22 protein-coding genes are annotated in these 20,125 nt (G+C 65.4%); 13 read left to right on the top strand and 9 right to left on the bottom strand.

Annotation, left to right across the window (positions count from 1 at the left end; translation table 11 throughout):
• Positions 1 to 96 precede the first annotated feature (96 nt).
• From BA062_RS38075 to BA062_RS38040, 9 genes are all read left to right on the top strand, one after another.
• On the top strand, positions 97 to 534 hold the full coding sequence (locus BA062_RS38075; protein WP_110343967.1) for a hypothetical protein: 438 nt from the start codon (positions 97 to 99) through the stop codon (positions 532 to 534).
• Complete coding sequence (locus BA062_RS38070) at positions 491 to 808, top strand: GntR family transcriptional regulator (RefSeq protein ID WP_228714199.1); 318 nt, start codon at positions 491 to 493, stop codon at positions 806 to 808. Before BA062_RS38075 ends, BA062_RS38070 begins: the two co-directional genes overlap by 44 nt.
• Positions 809 to 1,249: 441 nt before the next feature.
• On the top strand, positions 1,250 to 1,618 hold the full coding sequence (locus BA062_RS41510; RefSeq protein WP_110343966.1) for a helix-turn-helix domain-containing protein: 369 nt from the start codon (positions 1,250 to 1,252) through the stop codon (positions 1,616 to 1,618).
• Positions 1,519 to 1,746, top strand: a complete 228-nt coding sequence (locus tag BA062_RS40085) for a hypothetical protein (RefSeq protein WP_168214205.1) — start codon at positions 1,519 to 1,521, stop codon at positions 1,744 to 1,746. The genes BA062_RS41510 and BA062_RS40085 overlap by 100 nt, the downstream gene beginning before the upstream one ends.
• On the top strand, positions 1,747 to 2,229 hold the full coding sequence (locus BA062_RS41505; protein ID WP_110343965.1) for an IS30 family transposase: 483 nt from the start codon (positions 1,747 to 1,749) through the stop codon (positions 2,227 to 2,229).
• Positions 2,230 to 2,404: 175 nt separating this feature from the next.
• The gene (locus BA062_RS38055; RefSeq protein ID WP_110343964.1) at positions 2,405 to 3,484 is read left to right on the top strand and encodes a heparan-alpha-glucosaminide N-acetyltransferase domain-containing protein; all 1,080 of its coding nucleotides are present in this window, start codon (positions 2,405 to 2,407) and stop codon (positions 3,482 to 3,484) included.
• A gap of 1,245 nt (positions 3,485 to 4,729) precedes the next feature.
• Positions 4,730 to 5,821, top strand: a complete 1,092-nt coding sequence (locus tag BA062_RS38050; protein WP_110343963.1) for a PLP-dependent cysteine synthase family protein — start codon at positions 4,730 to 4,732, stop codon at positions 5,819 to 5,821.
• A complete protein-coding gene (locus tag BA062_RS38045) occupies positions 5,818 to 7,065 on the top strand; it encodes an MDR family MFS transporter (RefSeq protein WP_110343962.1) in 1,248 nt (415 codons plus the stop codon). Before BA062_RS38050 ends, BA062_RS38045 begins: the two co-directional genes overlap by 4 nt.
• A 125-nt stretch (positions 7,066 to 7,190) precedes the next feature.
• On the top strand, positions 7,191 to 8,240 hold the full coding sequence (locus BA062_RS38040; protein ID WP_228714198.1) for a C40 family peptidase: 1,050 nt from the start codon (positions 7,191 to 7,193) through the stop codon (positions 8,238 to 8,240).
• A gap of 743 nt (positions 8,241 to 8,983) precedes the next feature.
• On the opposite strand, the gene BA062_RS38035 is transcribed toward BA062_RS38040, so the two are convergent.
• Positions 8,984 to 9,418: a rhodanese-like domain-containing protein gene (locus BA062_RS38035; RefSeq protein ID WP_228714197.1), complete on the bottom strand. Its 435-nt coding sequence runs from the start codon at positions 9,416 to 9,418 to the stop codon at positions 8,984 to 8,986.
• Positions 9,419 to 9,542: 124 nt separating this feature from the next.
• Here BA062_RS38035 and BA062_RS40890 point away from each other — a divergent pair, with 124 nt between their 5' ends.
• Positions 9,543 to 10,829, top strand: a complete 1,287-nt coding sequence (locus tag BA062_RS40890; protein WP_228714196.1) for a M23 family metallopeptidase — start codon at positions 9,543 to 9,545, stop codon at positions 10,827 to 10,829.
• A gap of 287 nt (positions 10,830 to 11,116) precedes the next feature.
• Here BA062_RS40890 and BA062_RS40390 read toward each other — a convergent pair whose 3' ends face one another.
• Positions 11,117 to 12,424 carry a prolipoprotein diacylglyceryl transferase family protein gene (locus BA062_RS40390; protein ID WP_210407121.1) on the bottom strand — a complete coding sequence of 436 codons (1,308 nt, stop codon included), beginning with the start codon at positions 12,422 to 12,424 and terminating at the stop codon, positions 11,117 to 11,119.
• 118 nt (positions 12,425 to 12,542) lie between these two features.
• Positions 12,543 to 12,992 (bottom strand): cupredoxin domain-containing protein, encoded by a 450-nt coding sequence (locus BA062_RS39655; protein ID WP_137096680.1) that lies wholly within the window; start codon positions 12,990 to 12,992, stop codon positions 12,543 to 12,545.
• A gap of 116 nt (positions 12,993 to 13,108) precedes the next feature.
• Here BA062_RS39655 and BA062_RS38015 point away from each other — a divergent pair, with 116 nt between their 5' ends.
• Genes BA062_RS38015 through BA062_RS38005 form a run of 3 tightly spaced genes read left to right on the top strand, consistent with a single transcriptional unit; the run spans position 13,109 to position 13,878 of the window.
• Positions 13,109 to 13,306 carry a hypothetical protein gene (locus tag BA062_RS38015; protein ID WP_110343958.1) on the top strand — a complete coding sequence of 66 codons (198 nt, stop codon included), beginning with the start codon at positions 13,109 to 13,111 and terminating at the stop codon, positions 13,304 to 13,306.
• The gene (locus BA062_RS38010) at positions 13,306 to 13,542 is read left to right on the top strand and encodes a hypothetical protein (protein WP_110343957.1); all 237 of its coding nucleotides are present in this window, start codon (positions 13,306 to 13,308) and stop codon (positions 13,540 to 13,542) included. The genes BA062_RS38015 and BA062_RS38010 overlap by 1 nt, the downstream gene beginning before the upstream one ends.
• 30 nt (positions 13,543 to 13,572) lie before the next feature.
• Entirely contained in the window at positions 13,573 to 13,878 is a 306-nt protein-coding gene (locus tag BA062_RS38005; RefSeq protein ID WP_206078008.1) for a DUF1707 SHOCT-like domain-containing protein, read from the top strand.
• 18 nt (positions 13,879 to 13,896) lie between these two features.
• Here the strand turns inward: BA062_RS38005 and BA062_RS38000 are convergent, their stop codons facing one another.
• The 6 genes from BA062_RS38000 to BA062_RS37975 all read right to left on the bottom strand — a co-directional run bounded on the left by BA062_RS38000 (position 13,897) and on the right by BA062_RS37975 (position 20,103).
• Positions 13,897 to 15,822: a copper resistance protein CopC gene (locus BA062_RS38000; protein ID WP_110343970.1), complete on the bottom strand. Its 1,926-nt coding sequence runs from the start codon at positions 15,820 to 15,822 to the stop codon at positions 13,897 to 13,899.
• A 218-nt stretch (positions 15,823 to 16,040) separates the two neighbouring features.
• Positions 16,041 to 16,820, bottom strand: coding sequence for a cytochrome c biogenesis CcdA family protein (locus BA062_RS37995; protein ID WP_110343955.1), 780 nt, complete (start codon positions 16,818 to 16,820; stop codon positions 16,041 to 16,043).
• A 349-nt stretch (positions 16,821 to 17,169) separates the two neighbouring features.
• A complete protein-coding gene (locus BA062_RS37990) occupies positions 17,170 to 17,943 on the bottom strand; it encodes a class E sortase (protein WP_391356941.1) in 774 nt (257 codons plus the stop codon).
• Positions 17,944 to 18,209: 266 nt separating this feature from the next.
• The gene (locus tag BA062_RS37985; protein ID WP_110343954.1) at positions 18,210 to 18,845 is read right to left on the bottom strand and encodes a TlpA family protein disulfide reductase; all 636 of its coding nucleotides are present in this window, start codon (positions 18,843 to 18,845) and stop codon (positions 18,210 to 18,212) included.
• On the bottom strand, positions 18,842 to 19,657 hold the full coding sequence (locus tag BA062_RS37980) for a tetratricopeptide repeat protein (RefSeq protein ID WP_110343953.1): 816 nt from the start codon (positions 19,655 to 19,657) through the stop codon (positions 18,842 to 18,844). The genes BA062_RS37985 and BA062_RS37980 overlap by 4 nt, the downstream gene beginning before the upstream one ends.
• Entirely contained in the window at positions 19,654 to 20,103 is a 450-nt protein-coding gene (locus BA062_RS37975) for a cytochrome c-type biogenesis protein (RefSeq protein ID WP_228714195.1), read from the bottom strand. Before BA062_RS37975 ends, BA062_RS37980 begins: the two co-directional genes overlap by 4 nt.
• Positions 20,104 to 20,125 lie beyond the last annotated feature (22 nt).

The raw sequence follows: 20,125 nt of genomic DNA, 5'->3' as shown, positions 1-20,125 counted from the left end.
TTAGGGCCCAGATGTGCGACTACTTGCCTACATGGGCTCATATGCGCCCATATGAGCTGCTATCCTGACCTGCAAAGATAGATGAGGAGGTAGCTCATGTCGATGCACGCGAACACCTTCTACGGAGCGGGCGGTTGGAGCTTCGCCCCGATGACCCCATACGACTGGTGGATCCTTTGGCGAGCGCTGGAGAACCGTCAGGATGAAGCCAAGGTCGCAAAAGCACGACGTGATCTCGGGGCGCTCGTTCAGACTGACTGGCTGGACTCCATGCCGCCGGTACCTGCTGAAGGACACGACCCAGAGCTCCTGCAGGCCATGTTCGAGGCGCACGACAAGTACCAAGATGACTGGATACAGAGGCAGTGCGAATTCATGGTGAGTACCCTTGAGCGCCTGCAGGCCGCTGAACGCCCATATGGGTACCGCGAGCTTGAGCGCGTGGCGGGCTCGCTCGTGTCACTCGCCGGCCAAATGTTCATGGTTGCCCATGACCGTGAAGAAGAGATCGAGCGAGGCGACCGTGAACCCTGAACAGGACGGCAGCGGCAGCGGCAACGTCATGCCGATTCGTCCCAAGCCGACCTATCCACTCGACCCATCGAGAATCGACTACGACTACAAGCAGGTTCTCGACCACCTGGCGGAGCGTATTGGATCTGGCGAGTTCCAAGATCAGTTGTCCAGCAGAACAGTACTCGCCCGCGAGTACGGCGTGAGTACCCAGACGGTGACGAGAGCCGTCAACATTCTTGTTGAGCGCGGCACCCTGGTCGTCCGGTATCCGAACGGGACGTACCTGGCATGACAGTTCACGCGTGTCCGGACAATTGTTCTCGACCTCGGTGGAGGCCGACTACATCGCGATCAAGGATGTGCCGTCGAGCGGCGGTCATGAGGAAATCCACGCGAGAGAAGGTAGGGATGTGGTACGGACCGGCGACTCCAGGCCGACCGTACGCCGGGGAAGACCTGACGACTCGGCGAGACACCGTGCCTGCTTGAGCGACGATACCGGCCTCAGAGGCAGCGACGCCCCATGACTTCCGCCAAGACGGTCGAGGGGGCGTCGTCGTGCCGTGTGTTACGCGTGGATGTAGGCCGAGGCGTCGAACTCGTGGTCGTGGATGGCCGCGTAGAAGGCATGCACCTCGGCCTGGTTGAACATCAACTCGACTAGCTCGTGTCAACGCTTCGCGAACCTTGACCCGGGTGGTCTCTTGGGTTCTAGATCTCGTCGCAACACTCCATGATCAAATACGGGGTGTTGATGGGTAGGCGTGGACGCAAGCGCAGGCTGGAGATCGAGTCGGAGTACTGGCAGCTGCTGGCCGCTGGTGTGGGCACGGTTGAGGCGTGTCGGCAGCTGGGCATTGGCCGTAAGACCGGTTATCGATGGCGAGCGGAAAACGGCGGACTACCCCCGTTGACGCTGCCCGAACGAGCCCACTCGGGCAGGTACCTATCCCTGCTGGAGCGGCAGCGGATCGCCGCGCTGCGCCGTGACGGTCTCGGTGTGTGCGCGATCGCAGCCCAGCTGGACCGTTCGCCGTCCACGATCAGCCGGAACTGCGACGCAACACCGCCTCCTACGATCGCGCCTACGACGGCGACATAGCCCATGCCCGCGCCCGCGAGCGAGCTCGCCGACCACGCCGCGGCCGGCTGCTGGCCAACGCTGACCTTCGGGCTCACGTGCAGGCCAAGCTGGAGCTTGAATGGAGCCCGGAACAGATTGCGGCCTGACTGCGCACCGAGTTTCCGGGCCGGAGAGCCTGGCACATCTGCCACGAGACCATCTACCAGGCGCTTTATCTCGGCGGGCGTGGCGGGCTCACCCGCGAGCTGACCAAGCGGCTGCGCACCGGTCGGCCGCTGCGCAAACGCCGTCGACGCCCTGACCAACGCCGACCGCGGTTCACCATCCCGGGCACACCGATCGACCGGCGCCCGGCCGTCGTCGCGGACAGGACCCGGATCGGAGATTGGGAAGGCGACCTCATCGTCGGCCGTGGCAACCGCTCAGCGATCGCCACGCTGGTCTGTCGCACCAGCCGCTACCTCCGGCTCGTCCGCCTGCCCGATCGCCACGCGGCCGCTGCGGTCAGCGACGCCCTCGCCACCTGCTTCGGCCAGCTGCCATTGGCTGTCCGGCTCACACAGACCTGGGACCAGGGCTCGGAGATGGCGCATCACGACCGGATATCTCGGCACCTGGCTGAAGGGTGAGCGCAAACTCCGGCCCGCTAGCGATGAGAACGAAGCCCAAGCGGATCACACAGGCCCAGGACATCGACCGAAGCCGCATAGCTACTATCTACGATAGTAAATCGTACGGGTTTCACTGCCTGGGGTGCGGCAACTCGCTCCACCGGCCACAAAGTCAATTCCCACAGGAGCGAGCATGGACCAACACGCTGGCGTGGCTGCGCCGCCAGCCGCCGCTCGCCCCCGGCTGGTCGGCGTCGACGTAGCCCGAGGGGTTGCGGTCATCGGCATGCTCGTCGCGCACCTCGGTGCCGACAAAACGGACACCACCAGCGCGAGCGCGCGTTGGATGTGGATTTTCGACGGGAGATCTGCCGTGCTGTTCGCAGTGCTGGCCGGGGTCGGTCTCGGCCTACTGACGGGCAATGCGCCCGACCACACGCGCGGGACACTGCGGGTCCAAATCGCGTTGCGCGCCGTTCTGGTCTGCGCACTAGGCCTGGTGTTAATGACAGCCGGGTCGCCGGTCGCGGTGATCTTGCCAACCTATGGCATGTTGTTCGTCCTCGCGTTGCCGTTGTTGTGGTCACGCACCCGCACGCTTTGGGTAGGCACTGCGGCAGCACTACTCTTCGGCACGCTGGTTGTTGCGTCTCTGAGACAGGTGCTCACCAGCCAAACGGGGCCCACGATCGATACTTACCTGGTGGGCGAGCTCGTCACCGGCTACTACCCCGCAGTAGCTTACTGTGGCTACCTTCTAGCCGGCCTTGCCCTGAGCCGACTACCCCTCCCGCGACGTGATGTTCAAGCCGGACTGGTGTTCGCCGGCTGCGGTATGGCCGCGTTGGCTTACGGGAGCGGAGCGGCGCTCGCGTCCTCAGCCGGTGCGGACACCAGACTATGGCCCGGCGTGCTCCTGGCCATACGGCCTCACGCCACTTCCCCCTTCGCCATGGGTGGTGCACTCGGCGTGGCCGTCGCGATCCTGGGTCTATGCCTGCTACTGGCCCGTTGGCATTGGGGTCTGATCACGAGCTACCCGCTCGCGGCCGCGGGGACTATGCCGTTGACCGCCTACAGCGGCCAGATCGTCGTGATCGCCTTGCTGGGCCCCGATTCGGTCCAGTCTCCCACCTCGAACTGGCCGCTTGCCGCACTGTCGACGGGTACGATCGCGGTCTCGATGATGTGGCATCGCCGGTTAGGGCGGGGACCGTTGGAGCGGCTGGTCAACATCCGCCTCCACCATCCGCGGTCTAGAGAACCCCTGTGACGTGATCACTATGAGGTCACGAGGACGTTCGCTCACACCTGCGGTTCGCGGCCACGAAGTTGAAGGTTGCGACCCTGGCTTCCGAGGCGCCCGAGTTCATCGGGGCGATCCTGTTGGCCGTACGACGCGCCGGGCTGGGGCCCGCTCGGCGCGGCGGGTCAGTAAACGGCGACTCGATCGCCTCGCGAGCAAGTGTCACCAGATGTTTAATTGCCGGTTGTTGTTCCGCAGAAGGGCATAGCCGGACGGCCTCGACCGGGTAACGGGGCGAGCACGTCAACGGCACGTCGTCCGATTTCCACTCCCCCGCCCGGGACTGACGAGCCGGGGCTCGGTTGCGCCATGACTCGACTCCTCCGCCTGGCAATCCATATCGTGAACGCCAAGCACCTCACTCCCCAGAGCTGCGAGCCAGGTCGCAGCGCACTGGCCTGCTACATCTTCCAGAGGGAACGGCGACTCTGCACAGCCACCATCAGGTGTGCCCGTCAAGATCAACCCGGCCGGCATGACGGGCACTCGTTGACTACGTGGTGCGCTGCGCCACATACCTGCGCGTGCGCCCGACTCATGTCCCTAGCATGGTCGGCGCCCACCCCATGTGGATGATCTTACGATCGCGCCTAGTAGACGATGCATTCGCGGTAAACCTGTTACCCAGCAAAGGAAAACCTGCACTGTGACACGACATGAGTCCGACCCACGACCGGGTGAACGGGGCGTCCGGCTCCCTTGATCCGACGCGTTCACCGGTAGGTTGTGGAAACTGTGAGACGTCAGCAGAACGCGACGCGTGCACGCGTGTATGCCCATCTCGGGTTGGCGCTCGGTGTGCTCTTCGCGTGCCTGGCGCTTCATACCTCACCGTGTATCGATGGTCACGAGCATGCCGATCAAGCACATGCTGCTGTCACAACACACGGTCACCAGCAATCGTCGAACAACTGCGAGCACGAGACCGACCCGGAACACTCGGAACACTCAGCACATCCGCAGTATCTCGCTCCATCACGTTCACATGACGGTTCGCTTCTCGTGTCGGTCGCGTTGCCGCTGGTGCTGCTCAGCAGAAGCGGCACCGCTGGCAGAATCTCGCGAACACCGCGCTGCGGAATACGATCGTGCGCGCCCGAGGGTTGCTGGGGACGCGGTGTGTTGCACGCGCTGTGCGTGTTGAGGCGCTGATCGCAGGCTTCGTCCTGCTTCGTCCAGCTCAACTCAGCACTCCACAGAAACGGAAACTCAATGCTTTCGCCTGTCCTGCTCCGGCCTGCCCAGGCGCGCGCCCGCCGCGCGGAAACGGTAGGCAATACGCCGGTGGTGTGGATCGACGAGCCGTTCAATCACGACGGCAAGGGCTTCTGGGCCAAACTCGAAGGTCAGAACCCTGGCGGGATGAAGGACCGCCCCGCCCTGCACATGGTCGCTCGCGCCCGCGCTTGTGGCGCGCTACGTCCCGACGGACTGATCGTCGAGTCGACCAGCGGCACGCTCGGCCTCGGATTGGCGCTCGCCGGGATCGTGTATGGACATCCGGTAGCGCTCGTCGCTGATCCGGGCATGGAGCCGATCGTGCACCGCCTGCTGCTCGCCTATGGGGCACGCGTCGACATCGTGGACCGTCCCCACCCCACCGGGGGGTGGCAACAGGCGCGCCGCGATCGGGTCTCGCAGTTGCTGGCCGAGAACCCCGGATCGTTCTGCCCGGACCAGTACAACAACCCGGACAACGTGGACGCCTACGCGCCGCTTGCCAGCGAACTCACCGCGCAGCTCGATCGAATCGATGTGCTGGTCTGCTCGGTGGGCACTGGTGGACACTCGGCCGGCGTGGCGCGGGAGTTGCGCCGCGTCAACCCGAACCTGCAGCTCGTCGGCGTCGACACGGTCGGCTCGACAATCTTCGGCCAGCCCGCGCGTGCCCGTCTGATGCGGGGTCTAGGGTCAAGCATCTATCCACGCAACGTCGATTACGAGGCGTTCAACGAGGTGCATTGGGTAAGTCCGGGCGAATCTGTGATCACCTGTCGCAGGCTCGCGGCCGCCCAGTACGCGACCGGTGGCTGGAGCGTCGGCGCTGTCGCCCTCGTGGCGGGCTGGCTCGCACGTACCCAGTCCCCAGACGTTCGGATCGCCGCGATCTTCCCCGACGGTCCACAACGCTACTTCGACACCGTCTACAACGACACCTTCTGCGCCGAACACCGATTGCTGGACGCACCGCCACCAGCCGAGCCTGACACAATCGCGCATCCCCGCGAACGCGAGGTCCAGCGTTGGACTCGCTGCACGACCGTGGTCGACCCAGTCGCAGCCACTCCTGGAGCCAATCGATGACCGACGTTCTTCGCCAGTTCCGCTCGTTTGACCGGCCGGTCCAGCTCCTTGCGCTCAACCAGTTCACGATCAACATCGGCTTCTACATGCTGATGCCGTATCTGGCGGCACACCTGTCGCTCGGCCTGGGGCTCGCTGGCTGGATGGTGGGTCTGATCCTCGGCGCCCGCAACTTCTCCCAGCAGGGGATGTTCCTGCTCGGTGGCAGCCTGGCCGACCGCTTCGGCTACAAGCCGCTCATTGTCGCCGGCTGTGCCCTGCGGACCGGGGGCTTCGCGATGCTCGGGCTGGTCGACTCTGTCCCCGCTCTACTAGTGGCATCAGTGGCTACTGGGTTCGCGGGGGCACTGTTCAACCCCGCTGTACGGGCGTATGTCGCCGCAGATGCCGGAGATCGCCGCGTCGAGGCCTTCGCATTGTTCAACGTGTTCTATCAGTCGGGCATTCTCTTGGGCCCCTTGATCGGACTCGCCTTGACCGGTGTGGCGTTCCAGCTCACGTGTCTGGTCGCCGCGGCCGTGTTCCTGGTTCTGACCGTTCTGCAGATCCGATCATTGCCGGAACGCCGCTCGCGCGACGCGCATGACTCACTGCTTGCCGGTTGGCGCGTCGCGCTGGCCAACCGCCGGTTCCTGGCGTTCTCGGCAGCCATGATCGGTTCCTACGTGCTGTCATTTCAGGTGTACTTGGCGCTGCCGCTGGAGACACGTAGGCTTGCCGGCTCGGAAACCGTGGGGACCGTCGAGGTAGGAATCCTTTTCGGAATATCCGGAATACTTGCCATCGTGGGGCAGCTGCGAATCACCGCGTGGTGCCGCCAACGTTGGGATCATGGCCGGTGCCTCACCGTAGGGCTATCGCTGATGGGCCTGGCCTTTACCGCCCCGCTGCTCACGGCGGCGAGCCCGCCGGGTCAAGTCTGGACGTTCCTGCCGCTGGCCCTATCCGTCGCACTGCTCACACTGGGCACGGTGGTGGTGTTCCCATTCGAGATGGATACCATCGTCACGCTGGCAGGTGATCGGTTCGTCGCGACTCACTACGGGCTTTACAACACGATCTGCGGTATCGGCATTGCGGTCGGTAATCTCGCCACCGGTGCGGCCCTTGATCTCGCACGAAGCAGCGGAATACCATGGGTACCTTGGGCGGCACTCGTCGCAGTCGGCGGGATGTGCGCGGCCGGCGTGCATGTGCTCAATCGCTCCGACCGGCTGGAACCCCGCGCTGTGACGGTGAGCTGAATCTCTGATCCCGCCTAGTACTAGGTCTCCTAGTGGACAAGATCGGCGGCGTTACTCTACTGTGACCTCGGACCGGCGGGGCGGTCCTGCGAGCAATGCCGACACCACCAGGAGATCCAGCACTCGTGACTGCGTACCCACGCCGCTTCGCCATCAGCAAGACCGCCGTCGCCACAGTGGCGCTGACGATCGCGTTGACTCCGTTCCCTGCCAGCGCGCAGCCACAGGACGGCACATCGGACGCCATGGAGCGCTATCAAGAGCTGGGCGCACAAGCGGCGGATGCCGAGGAAGACCTGTCCGAAGCCCAAGATCAGCTCACGCGCCGGCAGGCGGAGTTGGCCGATGCCAACGGCGCACTCGCCAGGGCGAACCAAGCCCTGCAGCAGGCACAGCGTGCGGAGATGTCATTCCGGGACGAGGTTGACATCCTTGCGTCCACGAGTTTCCGCAATGGCCGTATCGCTCGGTGGTCGGCGATCCTTACCAGCGACTCCAGCCAGGAGTTTCTGGACCAGATGTCGGCTCTGGGCGTGCTCGCGAACAACAACTCCGATGTCTTGAACCGGCTCAGCGGCATTAGGGATCAGGCCAATGCAGCCCGCAACGCTGCTGCTGAAGCGCAGGAGCGGGCGGGCAAAGCCGCGGTCGAAGCAGAGCGTGCTGTGAGCACGCTCGAGGGGCGCAAGGCAAGACTCGACGAACAGATCGAACAGGTTGAGGCCGCCCTCGACGACCTCAGCACGGCCGAGCAGGCAGAGCTTCAAACGGTGCAGGACTCCGGCAGTTACCTCGGCCCTCCGGGCGCGGCCAACGACGCACTCCAGGCTGCGTTGTCCCGGCGTGGTTCCGAGTACGAGTGGGGGGCTACCGGTCCGAACGAGTTCGACTGCTCGGGTCTCACCTCGTGGTCGTATGCGCAGGCGGGCATCAACATCCCGCGCACCAGCCGGCAGCAATGGGGGGCGGGCAAGCCGGTCTCCCTCGACGCACTGCTTCCCGGCGACCTGCTGTTCTACGATGACGGCACTGGCAACCCTAGCAACATCCACCATGTCGGCATGTACGTCGGTGAGGGCAAGATGGTCGATGCGCCGACCGAGGGTCAACTCGTCGATGTGCGATCGATGGAGGGCGACGGACACCTGATCGGCGCCCGGCGCATGGTTGGCTGATCGCATCCTCGGCTCCAGCACTGGGTGAATCAGTAACGTCATGTGTTGATAGAGGTCGGAGATGCCTGCCGTTGGTGACTCAGACCTCGACGTGAGTAGTGGTTGTGGTCGGTTGCCGGAAGTGCACGTCACGTTGGGTGCCGCGCGCTTCCGGCGCACCCTTGCCGCATGTGGTGAGGCCGAGCGGCCGCTCGGTAGGCTCGTCATTCAGCTGAAGGGCCAACCAGTGAGCACGGACATAGAGGAGTCCGCTCCCAGCCAACGATGCGACCTCAGGATTGTCTTAGAGCCCGGCCTTACCTGGCGTGGTTGCGAAGCCTCCCCCAGGCACTCCGCGGGCCCGGAACCAGAAACAGCAGGCGTCCCTGCTGGGCTTGCAGGACTCAGAGCGCCGCACGGCTACGTGTGGTCGACCACCCGGAGCGACCGAGCACAGCCGACCGTCAGCAGCATGCACCGGTTTCGACGAGCGGTCCTGGGAAGCCCCGCGTCGACGTGAATTCCCCACTCAACGTGCGTGGCAGCGGACCACGGAGATGTGCCAGATAGTGCCTCGCTGCCGGACGGATTTCTCGGGATCATGCTCCGCCCGGCAACGAGACGCGGGCCAATGTTGGGAGGGCGACCTCCGGAACATGGTCCCGCAAGCAGCGGGGCGCGAGGGGGGAACGCCACCAACCGCTACTAACTCAGATAGTAGCTGATCCGCCGGCGCGACACCAGGCCGAATTCACCAGGAGCCGTCAACTGCCCGGCGCGGACTGCGCAAGCGTTCGGCCGCTGGCTTGCCATGCCCGCATACCACCGTCGAGATCGACGATGTCCGCAAATCCGAGGCCCTTCAGGGCCCGCGCCGCGTCGGCACTCATCCGGCCGCTCATGCAATAGACCGCGATGGGCAGCGTCCGATCGGACGGCAACTCGGAAAGTCGCCGCTCGATCTCGTTGAAAGGAATCATCATGTCCGTGCCAGGCAGTGCCCCCTCGAAGGGGACGTGGACGTTGATCACGATGCGAGCGGGATCGGCGATCGCCTTGGCGAACTCGTCAGGAGCCAACAGGCTGATCGAGACAGGCGCCGCCACGGAAGGCTCTGTTTCGCCTCCCCCTGCACAGCCGCCGACGCCGAGCAGCGCTACGGCCGCCATCGCGAGCAGAAGAAATCCGCGGAATGACACCTCCAGACCATAGCCAACCTCTCAGTCACTGCCTACGTGAGTGACTGGTGTTGCGAAAGAGACCCATGTTGTCGCAGTATACCCGTGAGTACTATGTTAAATAGTTTCTACCGAGGAGGGTGCCATGACTGGACGCAGGTTCGCGGCCCGTGGCGCCCTCGCCAGTGTGATCGCCGCCTTCGCCCTAGCGACGCCTCCCGGAGCGGCCGCGATGCCGCCCCCGCCAAACCCCAGCGATGAGGAACTCCAGGCGAGTAGTGCGGAGGCGCGCGGAATCGCCGAGCAAGTCGGCAGCCTGGCCAACCAGGTCGCCGAAGCTAGCACGGCGTTAACCGCAGCGCAGCTCGAGCTCGCCGCAAGCTACGACGAGGTCACCGCTGCCCAACAGGAAGTGCAATCCACCCGTACTGCGGCTCGCACCGCCCAGGTGGCCGCCGACAACGCTCGCACCGAGGTCAATGCGGCCATCACCCAGCTCCAGCAGGCGAGACAGCAGCTTGACGAGTTCGCCGCCGCCAGCTTTCGCCAAGGCAGCACCATCGGATCGCTCAGTGCCTATGTGGGATCTGACAGCCCAAAGGATCTACTGGCCCGTGCGTCACTGCTCAACGCGGTCGGTGACTCGCGACTGAACGCGCTCGACGTCGTGCGGCAAGCCATGTCCACCAAGGCCAATGCCGATGCCGCTGCCCGGACAGCCGCGCAGGAAGCCAAGGACAAGGCACAGGCGGCCGAACAAGCCAAGACCGCCGCGGCGCAAGCGTATGAGACCGCGGTGGCAAGCGAGACTGCCGCGCAGCGACGCAGCACCGAGCTCCTCGAGCGCAAGGAAGCCCTTCAGGCCCGGCTCACGCAAGCGCAGCGCACCTTCGCCGATCTTCAAGGCCAACGGCACGAGTACAGCGACTGGCAGGAGCGCCACCGGGCGTCCGAGCAGGCTTCGGCATCCACCCGGAATCCACCCTCCAGGTCGAGCCGGCCGGCACCCCGACCCGCGCCCCACAGTCACCCCCCACGCCCCAACCAAAGCGGCGTCGTGGCACCCACTACGGGCGTAATCACCTCCACATACGGGCCACGCTGGGGAAGCATCCATTACGGACTGGACATCGCCAATAGCATCGGCACACCGATTGTCTCCGTGCTGGACGGAGTGGTCATCTCATCCGGCCCTGCGAGCGGTTTCGGTTTGTGGGTTCGCGTCCGTCATGACAACGGCACCATCACCGTGTATGGCCATATCAACGAGACACTGGTATACGTTGGCCAGCGCGTCGCTGCCGGGGAGCAGATCGCCACGGTCGGCAACCGCGGCCAGTCCACGGGCCCGCACCTGCACTTCGAGGTGCACAAGGACGGCTACAAGATCGATCCGTTAGTGTGGCTTCGCGCCAACGGCGTCGCGATCTGAGCGCCGCCCTCCCAATCTACGTATAAGCATAGTAGGTTATGCTGTCGTGGTCGCAAGGGAGTGGGGCCATTCTCAGACATGAAGCCTCCGGATGTGTATACACCATCTCCGCAGCCAGTTTCCTACTGGGAACACTCGGCTCGTGGGAGTCTGCCGCATTCGCCATGCACGCCAACACATGCGTCCTTTGCCGTCGTGAGCTCCTCGAACTCGCGCCGGTCGTACAACTGCTCAGCCGCGTCAAGACTCAGCAAGACCCCCACCAGGGACGGTCATGCCTTCCGGACTTACGCGAGGATGGGAAGACTCACGGTGGCAGCGAGTACGACCCCACAGAAGACCATGGTGACCGAGCGTCCGATCCGAGTACGTGACTCGGTCCGTAAGGGAAAAAGTAACTGCCTACTGAAGGTGTAGGCCGCGACCGCGCCGACGAAGATCACTCCGGCGATGGATGGCTGAGTCGTGAGCACAAGGATCAGCGAGACGGCGCCGATCACCAACGCCGCCGCAGCTTCGAGAAGTTGCACCGGAAATCGGCGAGTAGCCAGTCGACGATCCGAGGACCACATACCCCAGCGGGAACTGGTCGGGCGGCCCGCGCAGCAGCCGGTGAGCCAGCATCCGGGGCGCCCCACCGCCATGCCCAGGAACACCCCCGGCGCCGTGGTATCCAGCAGCACGCCGATCGGTATGCCTAGCGCCGCCGCCCCCACCGCGATAACCCCAAGTGCGACGAGGAGGAAACCCTGTATGCAGGCGCCGGCGCTGAGGAACTGCCGCGGATGCTTGTGATGCAAGACGAGGTAGTACGCCTTACCGCCCACGAAGCCCAGGATGCAGCCGATCAACGACATCACGAGCACGGCCGCGACGTCGATACCCGCTCTGCCGGCCAGCAGCGCCTGGAACACGACAGCGACAACCGCACCCATTCCGACCAGCGTGGGCCACGCCGCCAGCCGCACCGCAGGTCCCTGCGCCAGCTGACCGAACGTCGTCGCCGTTGAGATGACACGCCGGGGCAGGCGCATGCTCGTTGGCGCCGCCGACCTCTCAGCTGACATAGCGGTAACTCTCCACTCACCGGGGTTGATCCCCAGCGCGCGGGTAGTGATGGCCGCCCGACCGCTACCCGGTTCGAGCCCGTCGAACCCCTCGATGCGCTCGAACCGATCCCCAGGGTCGGGCTTCCCCAGCACCCGAACGCGGGTTCCGACGAACCGGATCGCCCCCGAGTACGGCCCGCCGGATTCGGGTACCTCGAACGAGTACGTCGCCGCCAGGCCCTGAGGTTCGGCGCCCGCGAGTGCAGCCGACAGGCATCCCCTCGCGGCCGGCTGCTCCTCGTCCACACGCAGGATCGCCGCACCGCCACCTACAGTCTTGGCCGCGTCGCGCCGTACAGGTGCGCTTTTCGGAAGGGCGGCAAGAGCCGGAACCGCGCTCGCGGGCGCGACGGAAGCGACGTTACGCGCGAGCGCCGGCGGGACGCCAGCACCACCCTGCTTCCGTTCAGCGCGGTCGGTCGTGACCTTGGTCCCCATGCGCGCCGACCTGTTGCCGGCCGCCTTCTTGTGCGGCTTTTTCCCCACGGTCGCGATCCTTCCGCCAGTCATATGCCAACAATCCTACTATTCAACATAGTAGGTTGGGTACGACTGCGGAATGGGGCTCGCTTAGCCCACCCTGCGCCTGCCAGCGCCGTCGCCGCTAATAGCCATCGGCTCCATCGTCGGTCGTTGAGGCAGCTCGACCGCCAACGGTGGTCTCCATACCTAGTTCTCGATGATTGCCGACAGGGCAGTAGACGTCGTAGACATCGGCGGACAGCGTGACGGTGAGGTTCGCCGACTCGCCTGCGTCAAGCGTTTCAGTACGCTCCTCCTCGATACCAGGGCCCTTGATGTCCAGCGCATGCCGCGCCTGCCCATCGTTGGTCACGACGAACGTGTACCGCCCGGGGGCGAGGGTCCGCTGCGACATGCCGATGCGGAAGTCCGTCAGGGAAACCCTAATGCGCTTTTCTTCCGCCTGACCTCCGGCAGGTGGCGTCGTGGCACCGTCCGCACCATTGGGCCCTCCGCAGCCGACCACGACCAGGCCGGCGACTGCGAGCGCTGCTCCTACGACGTAGTACTGAAGAACACGTCTCGTAGACATGCCGAGCCTCCTGGAAAGTTCTTCTCGTCAGCATCCGCCGCGACGAGCAGAGTTCCAGCAGTGCTAACATCTACTAAAGTTGATAGTAGATTATTGGTGTCGTCGGTGGAGGAATCATGGAATCGCTTCTGCTGGGTCTCGCGGTCTTGGCCTGCCCGGTAGGTATGGGCGTCATGATGTGGCTGATGGGGCGCGGTCGCCGTCAGACCCTTGGCCCCAGGCCCGGCAACGAGCAGCAGATCGCGCTATTGCGAGCGGAGATCGACCAGCTCAAGGCTGAGCGCGCCAACGACCGTGCACGGAGTGAGTACTGATGCCTCTCTGGTTGACCGCGATTGTCCTGGTCGTCGCAATGACTTTCGCCTACATGTTCTGTATCCGACCCACATTACGAGGCCAGGGCCACTGCGCGACTCCCCGCGAGGATCCCGAACTTGACCGGCAGATCGCTGAGCTACGGGAAGAAGTTCGTGTGCTGCGCGCGCAGGACGTCCTGGCCAGCGGTCGGGTGGTCGGCGGCCGGCCCGGGACGCCGCCGGTCGACGACTGAGCTTGCGGGGTTCTCATGGAGCAGTCGTGGATGCGAGCGTCGGATGCCGACCGTGACCGCGTCGTCACAACGCTGCGCCGGCACGTCGGGGACGGACGGCTGACCCTGGACGAGTTCTCGGATCGGGCGGCGTCCGTCTACCGCGCACGCACCCTCGGCGAGGTCGACGAGCTGCTGCGCGACCTACCCACGCTGGATCCCCCGGCGTCCAGAACCATGTCGCTTCGGCGCGTGCCCATGCTGATCTGGCTCGTCCTGGCCGCGCTACTAGGCGCGGCGTTGCTCGCGGCCTCCGGCGCCGCGGTGATGACCCAAATGATGGCTGGTACATGCTAGTGACTGTTCCGCGCTCAGCTACGGGTAGACGAACCGGCGATGGATGAGGTGGCTGCCGTCGGTGAGGGTCTCCTCGCTGATCCGTCCCTGATCGTCGAGCGTTAGCCGGACGGTGGTGGATGCCGCGGGGAACCCCAGCGCGAGCTGGACGGGCTCGCCGTCCCGAGCGATCCGGACGGCGAGCGGCGCCACGCCGGAGGCATAGGGCTCTTGAGCCATGAAGAACTCTCCGGCGAGATCAAGGCGCTGCGGAGCTGGTAGTCGCTGCGTGGTGTCGCTGGTCACAGCCTCGTAAACAGTGAAGCCGTCGATTGCCCGCATCACCTTGACGACCCGCGCAAGTTCCGTGGCAGCGCGCTGCGCGGGCCAAGGCACCACCAGGGCCACCACACCACCACGCCAACCGTCAGCTCCGGCCCGCAACGTCACCACGTTTTCACCGGCGCGCCAGTCCACTGGAGTTGTGAAACAGCCTTCGCCGCAGGCGCGAAACGTCAGTACGCGGTCCTCGTCGCCGGCAGCGACCGCACCAGACAGGTTGTATTGCTGTTGCTCATCGGGCGCGTAATAGTCCCCGCCGCGGGGCGTGGACAACCGCACCACCAGCTGGCCATCGCTCGCTGCGGCTACTACGCCTACCTGACCGGCCAACGCCCCCAACGGAACCTCGAGGCCGCGAGCTGGCGGAGGCGCCGCCGCCATCCGATTGCCCACCGGCGGAGCCGACACGAGCACAGCACTCACCGCAATCACCACGACGAGTACCGCGCTCTCCACTCGCACGAGCATGCCCGCACGAGCCAACCGCTCAGGGCGACGCCCGGCCACCCGGGCTGCGAGCGCTACCCCGGTCGCGAGGACGACGAGACAGAGCTTGGCCACCAACACCTGGCCGTAGGTGGTACTGAATACAGAGGAGAGGGGGATCAGCAGGAGCGCCGACACGGTGCCGGTGCCGACGACCAGGACGAACACCCACGCCGCCAGCCGCATGTAGCCGAGGAAGACCCAGAGCATCGCGACGCGCTCCCGTCGCCAAGCATGTGCGGCACGGCTCACGTGTAGCAGCGCCCCAAGCCACACCGCGACGGCGGCCACGTGCACGGCGGTCAGCAGTGCGCCCCATCCCGGGACGGCGACGTTCGCGTGCGACCGCAGGCCCTCAGCGGCCGCCACCACGAGCAAGGGCGCAACCGTCCACGTCCGCCGCCCGAGAGCCACAAGCACGAGCGCCAACGCGAACGCCGCAGCCTCCACCCCGAGAAGCTGGCCGATCCGATCGATCCAGAGCGTGCTCGCCGTGCCCGCGTCGGTGACAAGTCGGGCGCTCAGCCCCGCCGCGGCGAGCAGCCCGATGAGAATTCCCGGCATCGTCCATGGCCTCAACGCGCGCAGCGCGGGTTTCTCAACACGCGCCGAGTTCGTGAACCGCTCGGCCGCGATACCCCCAAGCGCCACGGCAAGTCCGGCGAACAGCAACCACCGCAGCAGCGCGTCGGCCCAGGCAATCGCGGAGGCGTCGCCACGAGCCACACTCGCCCCAGAAAGCGCCATGCCGACGGCGAACCTGTACTCGTCCTCCATCGGGTCGCCGTCCGCCCCGGTTACCCGCCATCGCACGATGTAGGTGCCGTGGTCCAGCCGCTGTTGGGCACGAGCCGTCACCATCCGCCCGCCCTGTGTGACGGTCGCCGCGGACAGCGCGACCTCGCCAGCCTCACCGGTCACAGCGAGGGCACGCTTGCCCACGGTGACAGGCTCGTTGAACATCAAGTTGATGACCCTTGGCGAGTCAGGTATCGCGGTCCCCGCCGGCGGGTCGGAGAAGAGCAGCGTCGGATGCGCGCTGGCCCGGGTCGCTCCGACCAGCAGCGTAGCCAAGATGATGATCGATGCAACGCCGGCACGGACGAAGGTTCCGCCCCAGCCCCGAATGTCGATCATCGTCCACCTCCAGGTACCGGGGAGTGTGACCGTCTCAGCCCAAGCCTGCCTGCTCGGCATGCCACAGGCGTTCCGGCAACGCTCGTAGTCGACAGTTGTCGGGCACATCCATCTCGCGGAGCCAGTGCCGCCTTCCACCGGGCGTCACAATGGCAGCGCCCACGATCGGGCTTCGGCAGGGTGGAGGACACTCCAGCATCTCGATTCATCTCACGAACTCAGATGGGCGTGGTGAACCCCGCGATGGGGCCACGCAGCCAGGCCACTAATGCACCCCACAACCCGGTCACCAGAAGCAGACCCACGACCACCAGCATTGCCCCGCCGACGAGCTGGACCTTGCGTTTGTGGAGCCGCAACCAGCCCGTCGTACGAACCGCCCACTGCGCGCCGAGGGCGAGAAGGATGAACGGCAGCCCAAGTCCCAGACAGTAGGCCAATACCAAGAGAATGCCCCTGGCCGTCGTCGAGCCCACCTGCGTGCCGCTGGCCAGTGCGATGACACCTGTCAGGGTCGGGCCCAGGCAGGGTGTCCAGCCAAGCCCGTAAACCGCGCCCATCACGGGCGCGCCGGCGATGCCACCACGCGGCAAGCGGCGCAAGCGCACGTCGCGTTGCAACATCGGCACCAACCCGAGGAACACCAAGCCCATGCCGATCGTGATGACGCCGCCGATGCGCTGCAACAGATCTTCGTTGTCCAGCAAGAAGTCGGCCGCGCCCACTACCGCTACCACAGCGGCGAGGAACACCACGGTGAAGCCGAGTACGAACATGAACGCGGCACCCGCGACCCGCCACCGGCCCCTGCGGTGGCTGGCATCGCTCTCATGGACGGAAGGCGCGCCGGCTCCCGCGAGACCCGCTAGGTAGGCCAGGTATCCCGGGACCAACGGCACGCAGCACGGCGAGGCGAACGACACCGTCCCAGCGGCCACCGCCATCAAGGCAGCGAGAAGGATCGGTCCGGATATGACAAATTCGGTAAGACCACTCACCTGATTTCCACCACGTCGTTCGGTCCGCCTTGACTTACTAATTGACGTAGTAGCTTACGATGCTCTCGTTGTCGCGGTGCACCGACCTCCCCGGGCCGGTACCGACTGGCGAGCGAGGACGCGTCACGGTCAGCGTTGATCGGCTGAGATCGGGGCGCCAACCGGTCGACCGGTTGCCACACCACCCGTCGCCCGGCAATGACGGATGACTCTTGCTGATGGCCGCCGTCGTGGCGCTGGTGGTCGCAGGCCCGTACGCGGCCATACCCCCTCGGCTGACCTGGCCTCTTACGGCTCGTTCCCGCCTGAACCAACCGTCGAGCCGGTACGAGCCATCATCGCGAGCAGGTCAGGCTTCGCCAATCCTGCCCAGCAGATCTGCGTAACCTGCGCTCGGTCGTTTCTGGAACTCGTCGGTCAGGACCGCATGGATGATCATCCGCAGGCGGGCGGAGAACTTCGGGTGACACGTCGTCAACGTGAGCAGGGGTGCCCGCGAGGTCACGGGAACCCCTGCTCGCGCCTGGTACGGCACCGGAGCCACTGCGTCACGTCGGTCCGGTGTGACGATCACGCGCCCGAATGTCGCGCCATACGGGCCTCCGTCAGCCGCCGATGGGACGCGAAGCGTCGACACATTGGCGCACTTAGGCCGTCTCCGCTTACGTTCTTCCCAGCTCGCCATCTCCTCCTTCATCGGCAGCACACGGTAGACGAAGTACCGGTCGGCGGTCTCGATGACAATCGCGTCGCAGGAATTCAGCAGGTCCAGGTCGTTGAACGGGGCGCCCTTGCCAACCCGGTGGCCCGCGACCGCGAAGTTGCCCGGTTCGCCGGGCAACGCCGTGTCCTTGTAGTGTCCAGGCCCGATAGCCAGTGTTGCAGGATCGACTCCTTCCTGAATCGTGAACTCGTAGTCAGCGCCGAAGGACGGGATGAATATCCGGGCGAACGCCTTGCCATCGATCGGCGTCGCGCGGACCTCCCGCTCGCGCGACCATCGATCGTCCAGTTCCGCGCTCGCCTCTCGTTGTTTGCCCGCCGACACCCAGTCGGTCACGTAAACCTGGTACACGACGAATAGCAGGACCACGATGCCAATGGTGACCAACAGTTCACCCACGACGCGAATCGTTCTGCGCACCGAGCCTGGTCGTGACGCCGTCATGGGGAGTGTGCCCGAGTGACGCGGGAATTCAGCCAGGGTGACCGGCGAGGGCTCACCAGCCGGCTCGTACCTGTGCACAACGCTCCTCGTTGTTCGGACGTCAGGCAACGACGACTGGCACAGACCTACGGCACACCCCAGCCCGGGAACCAGCCCATACTATTCTAGCTAGTAGATAGGTGTGCAAACCCCAGAAACCCTCTGGCACAGTACTCACGAGCTCATTGACCTGGCGCTGGCTGAACCGAGCCTTCGGTCCGGGATCGTGGTTCACGTCCGGCAAGGATCCGGTCGAGCGCCGCGGAGAGCAACTGGTAATTCGAAGGTCCGGCGATCTTGCCGACGATGGTCCCGTCGCGGTCGATGAAGAAGGTCTCCGGCACGCCGAATACGCCGAACTCCAAGGCCAGCTTCGTACCCGGGTCTGTGACATAGCGGTACGCGGACGGGTCCCCGCGGCCCAGCTCATCGAGGAAGCCAACTGCGGCACCGCGCTGGTCCTGGTAGTTGACGCCCACGAATACGACACCCGCCGAGCGATAGTTGTTTGCCGCCGACACCAGCGCGGAATGTTCTTCTCGGCAGGCCACGCACCAGGAGGCCCAGAAGTTCACGACGACGATCTGGCCCCGCATATCGGCAAGTGACACGGCCCCGCCGCCCTCTAGCTTCGGCAGGGTCGCGGTCGGGGCGGGCTTTCCGATAACAGGGCTGTCGACCAGAGTGGGGTCCTGTCCGAGTCGGCTGCCGAAGATCGCACCGATACCGACCGCGACGATCGCGACCCCGAGGGCGATCCACCGCACACGCCGCCAGTAGCGCGCACGCGCTGATGTCGCAGCATCGTGGATGGTCATTGGCCACCAGCCCGTTCAGCTTCCGTGATCAGCCGCCGCACCTGCTCGCGGAGGTCGCTGCCGAGATCGCCGCGCTGGGCGAGCGAGCGCAGGATGCCAAGTGCAGCGGTCGGGTCCTTCCGACCGCCGAGCAGGATATTCGCCTTGAACCACAGCGCATCCTGCATGGTTGGAGCGATGGCCAGTGCCTGGTCGACGAAGCGCAGCGCCGCCTCGGTCTGACCCATCTTGAACAGCAGCCACCCGGCGCCGGCCTGCACCTCGGGGTTGCGTGGATCCTGTTTCAGCGCCACACCGTAATGCTCCGCGGCCTTGTCGTAGTTGCCTTTTTCGAGGTAGCGGTCGGCCAGAGCGAGCCGCATCCCGACAACGGTGGGGTTGGCCTTCACCACGCCTTCCATCTCAGCCTCGCTGACGGTCGATAGATCGCGCGGTGCCGGTGCCCGGCTTGCGGGCGCCGGCCCAGCCTGTGTCTGGGCGACCTCGTTGCCCGTGACGAACCCACCGTCGGGGCGGGTTGCCACGTATTGGGGCAGGAGGACGGCAGCGAACACCGCCACAGCTGCTGCGGCGACGTACGCGGCGATCCGGGCGCGGGAACGGCGGGAGGGTCTCGGAGCCTCCTGGTGCTCGATGGATGGCAGCGACGCCAAGGCACCGAGCGCGTGTGCGGCGGTCGCCTCGTAGCGGCGGCGCAGCTTCTCGGCAGCTTCCTCCGGGATCTCCCTGTCGGCTACCTGACGTTCGAGATCGACGATGTCACGGAGTGCTTGGTCACGGCACTGTTCAAGCAGTTCGCGATCAGTCTTCATGGCATGTCCCCATCAGCGCCTCTGGATCGCACCTGGTCAACGGCCCGCCTCACACGGATGCGGTCCTGGCTGGTAACCTCGTCGACTGCATCCGGCCGTCTACGCAGCAGGGCCAGCGCAACACCGCCGACCACGACAGCAGCGACCGGCAGCATCCACAGCGCAAGGGTTGATCCGCTCGCCGGCGGGTCGAGCAGCACCCAGTCGCCGTAGCGGGCGCGAAAGTAGTCGATGATCTCCTGATCGCCGCGCCCTGCGGCCACCTGGTCGGCCACCACGGCGCGCATCGCTTCGGCGGTCTCGGCCGGCGACTCCGCGATCGACACGCTCTTGCACACCGGGCAACGTAACCGCTGCTCGAGTTCGTACGCGCGGTCCGGGGTCCCCGGCCCCGCGGCGAGCAGGCCACCGACGGCGAGCCCTACGAGAGCGACGATGGCCAGCACAAGTCCACCTTGGGAGACCCTG

The sequence above is a fragment of the Prauserella flavalba genome, from assembly GCF_003202235.1.
In the GTDB taxonomy this organism is placed as follows: domain Bacteria; phylum Actinomycetota; class Actinomycetes; order Mycobacteriales; family Pseudonocardiaceae; genus Prauserella_A; species Prauserella_A flavalba.
Note: the sequence above shows the minus strand (reverse complement) of the source record. Positions and strands in the feature narration are given on the sequence as shown.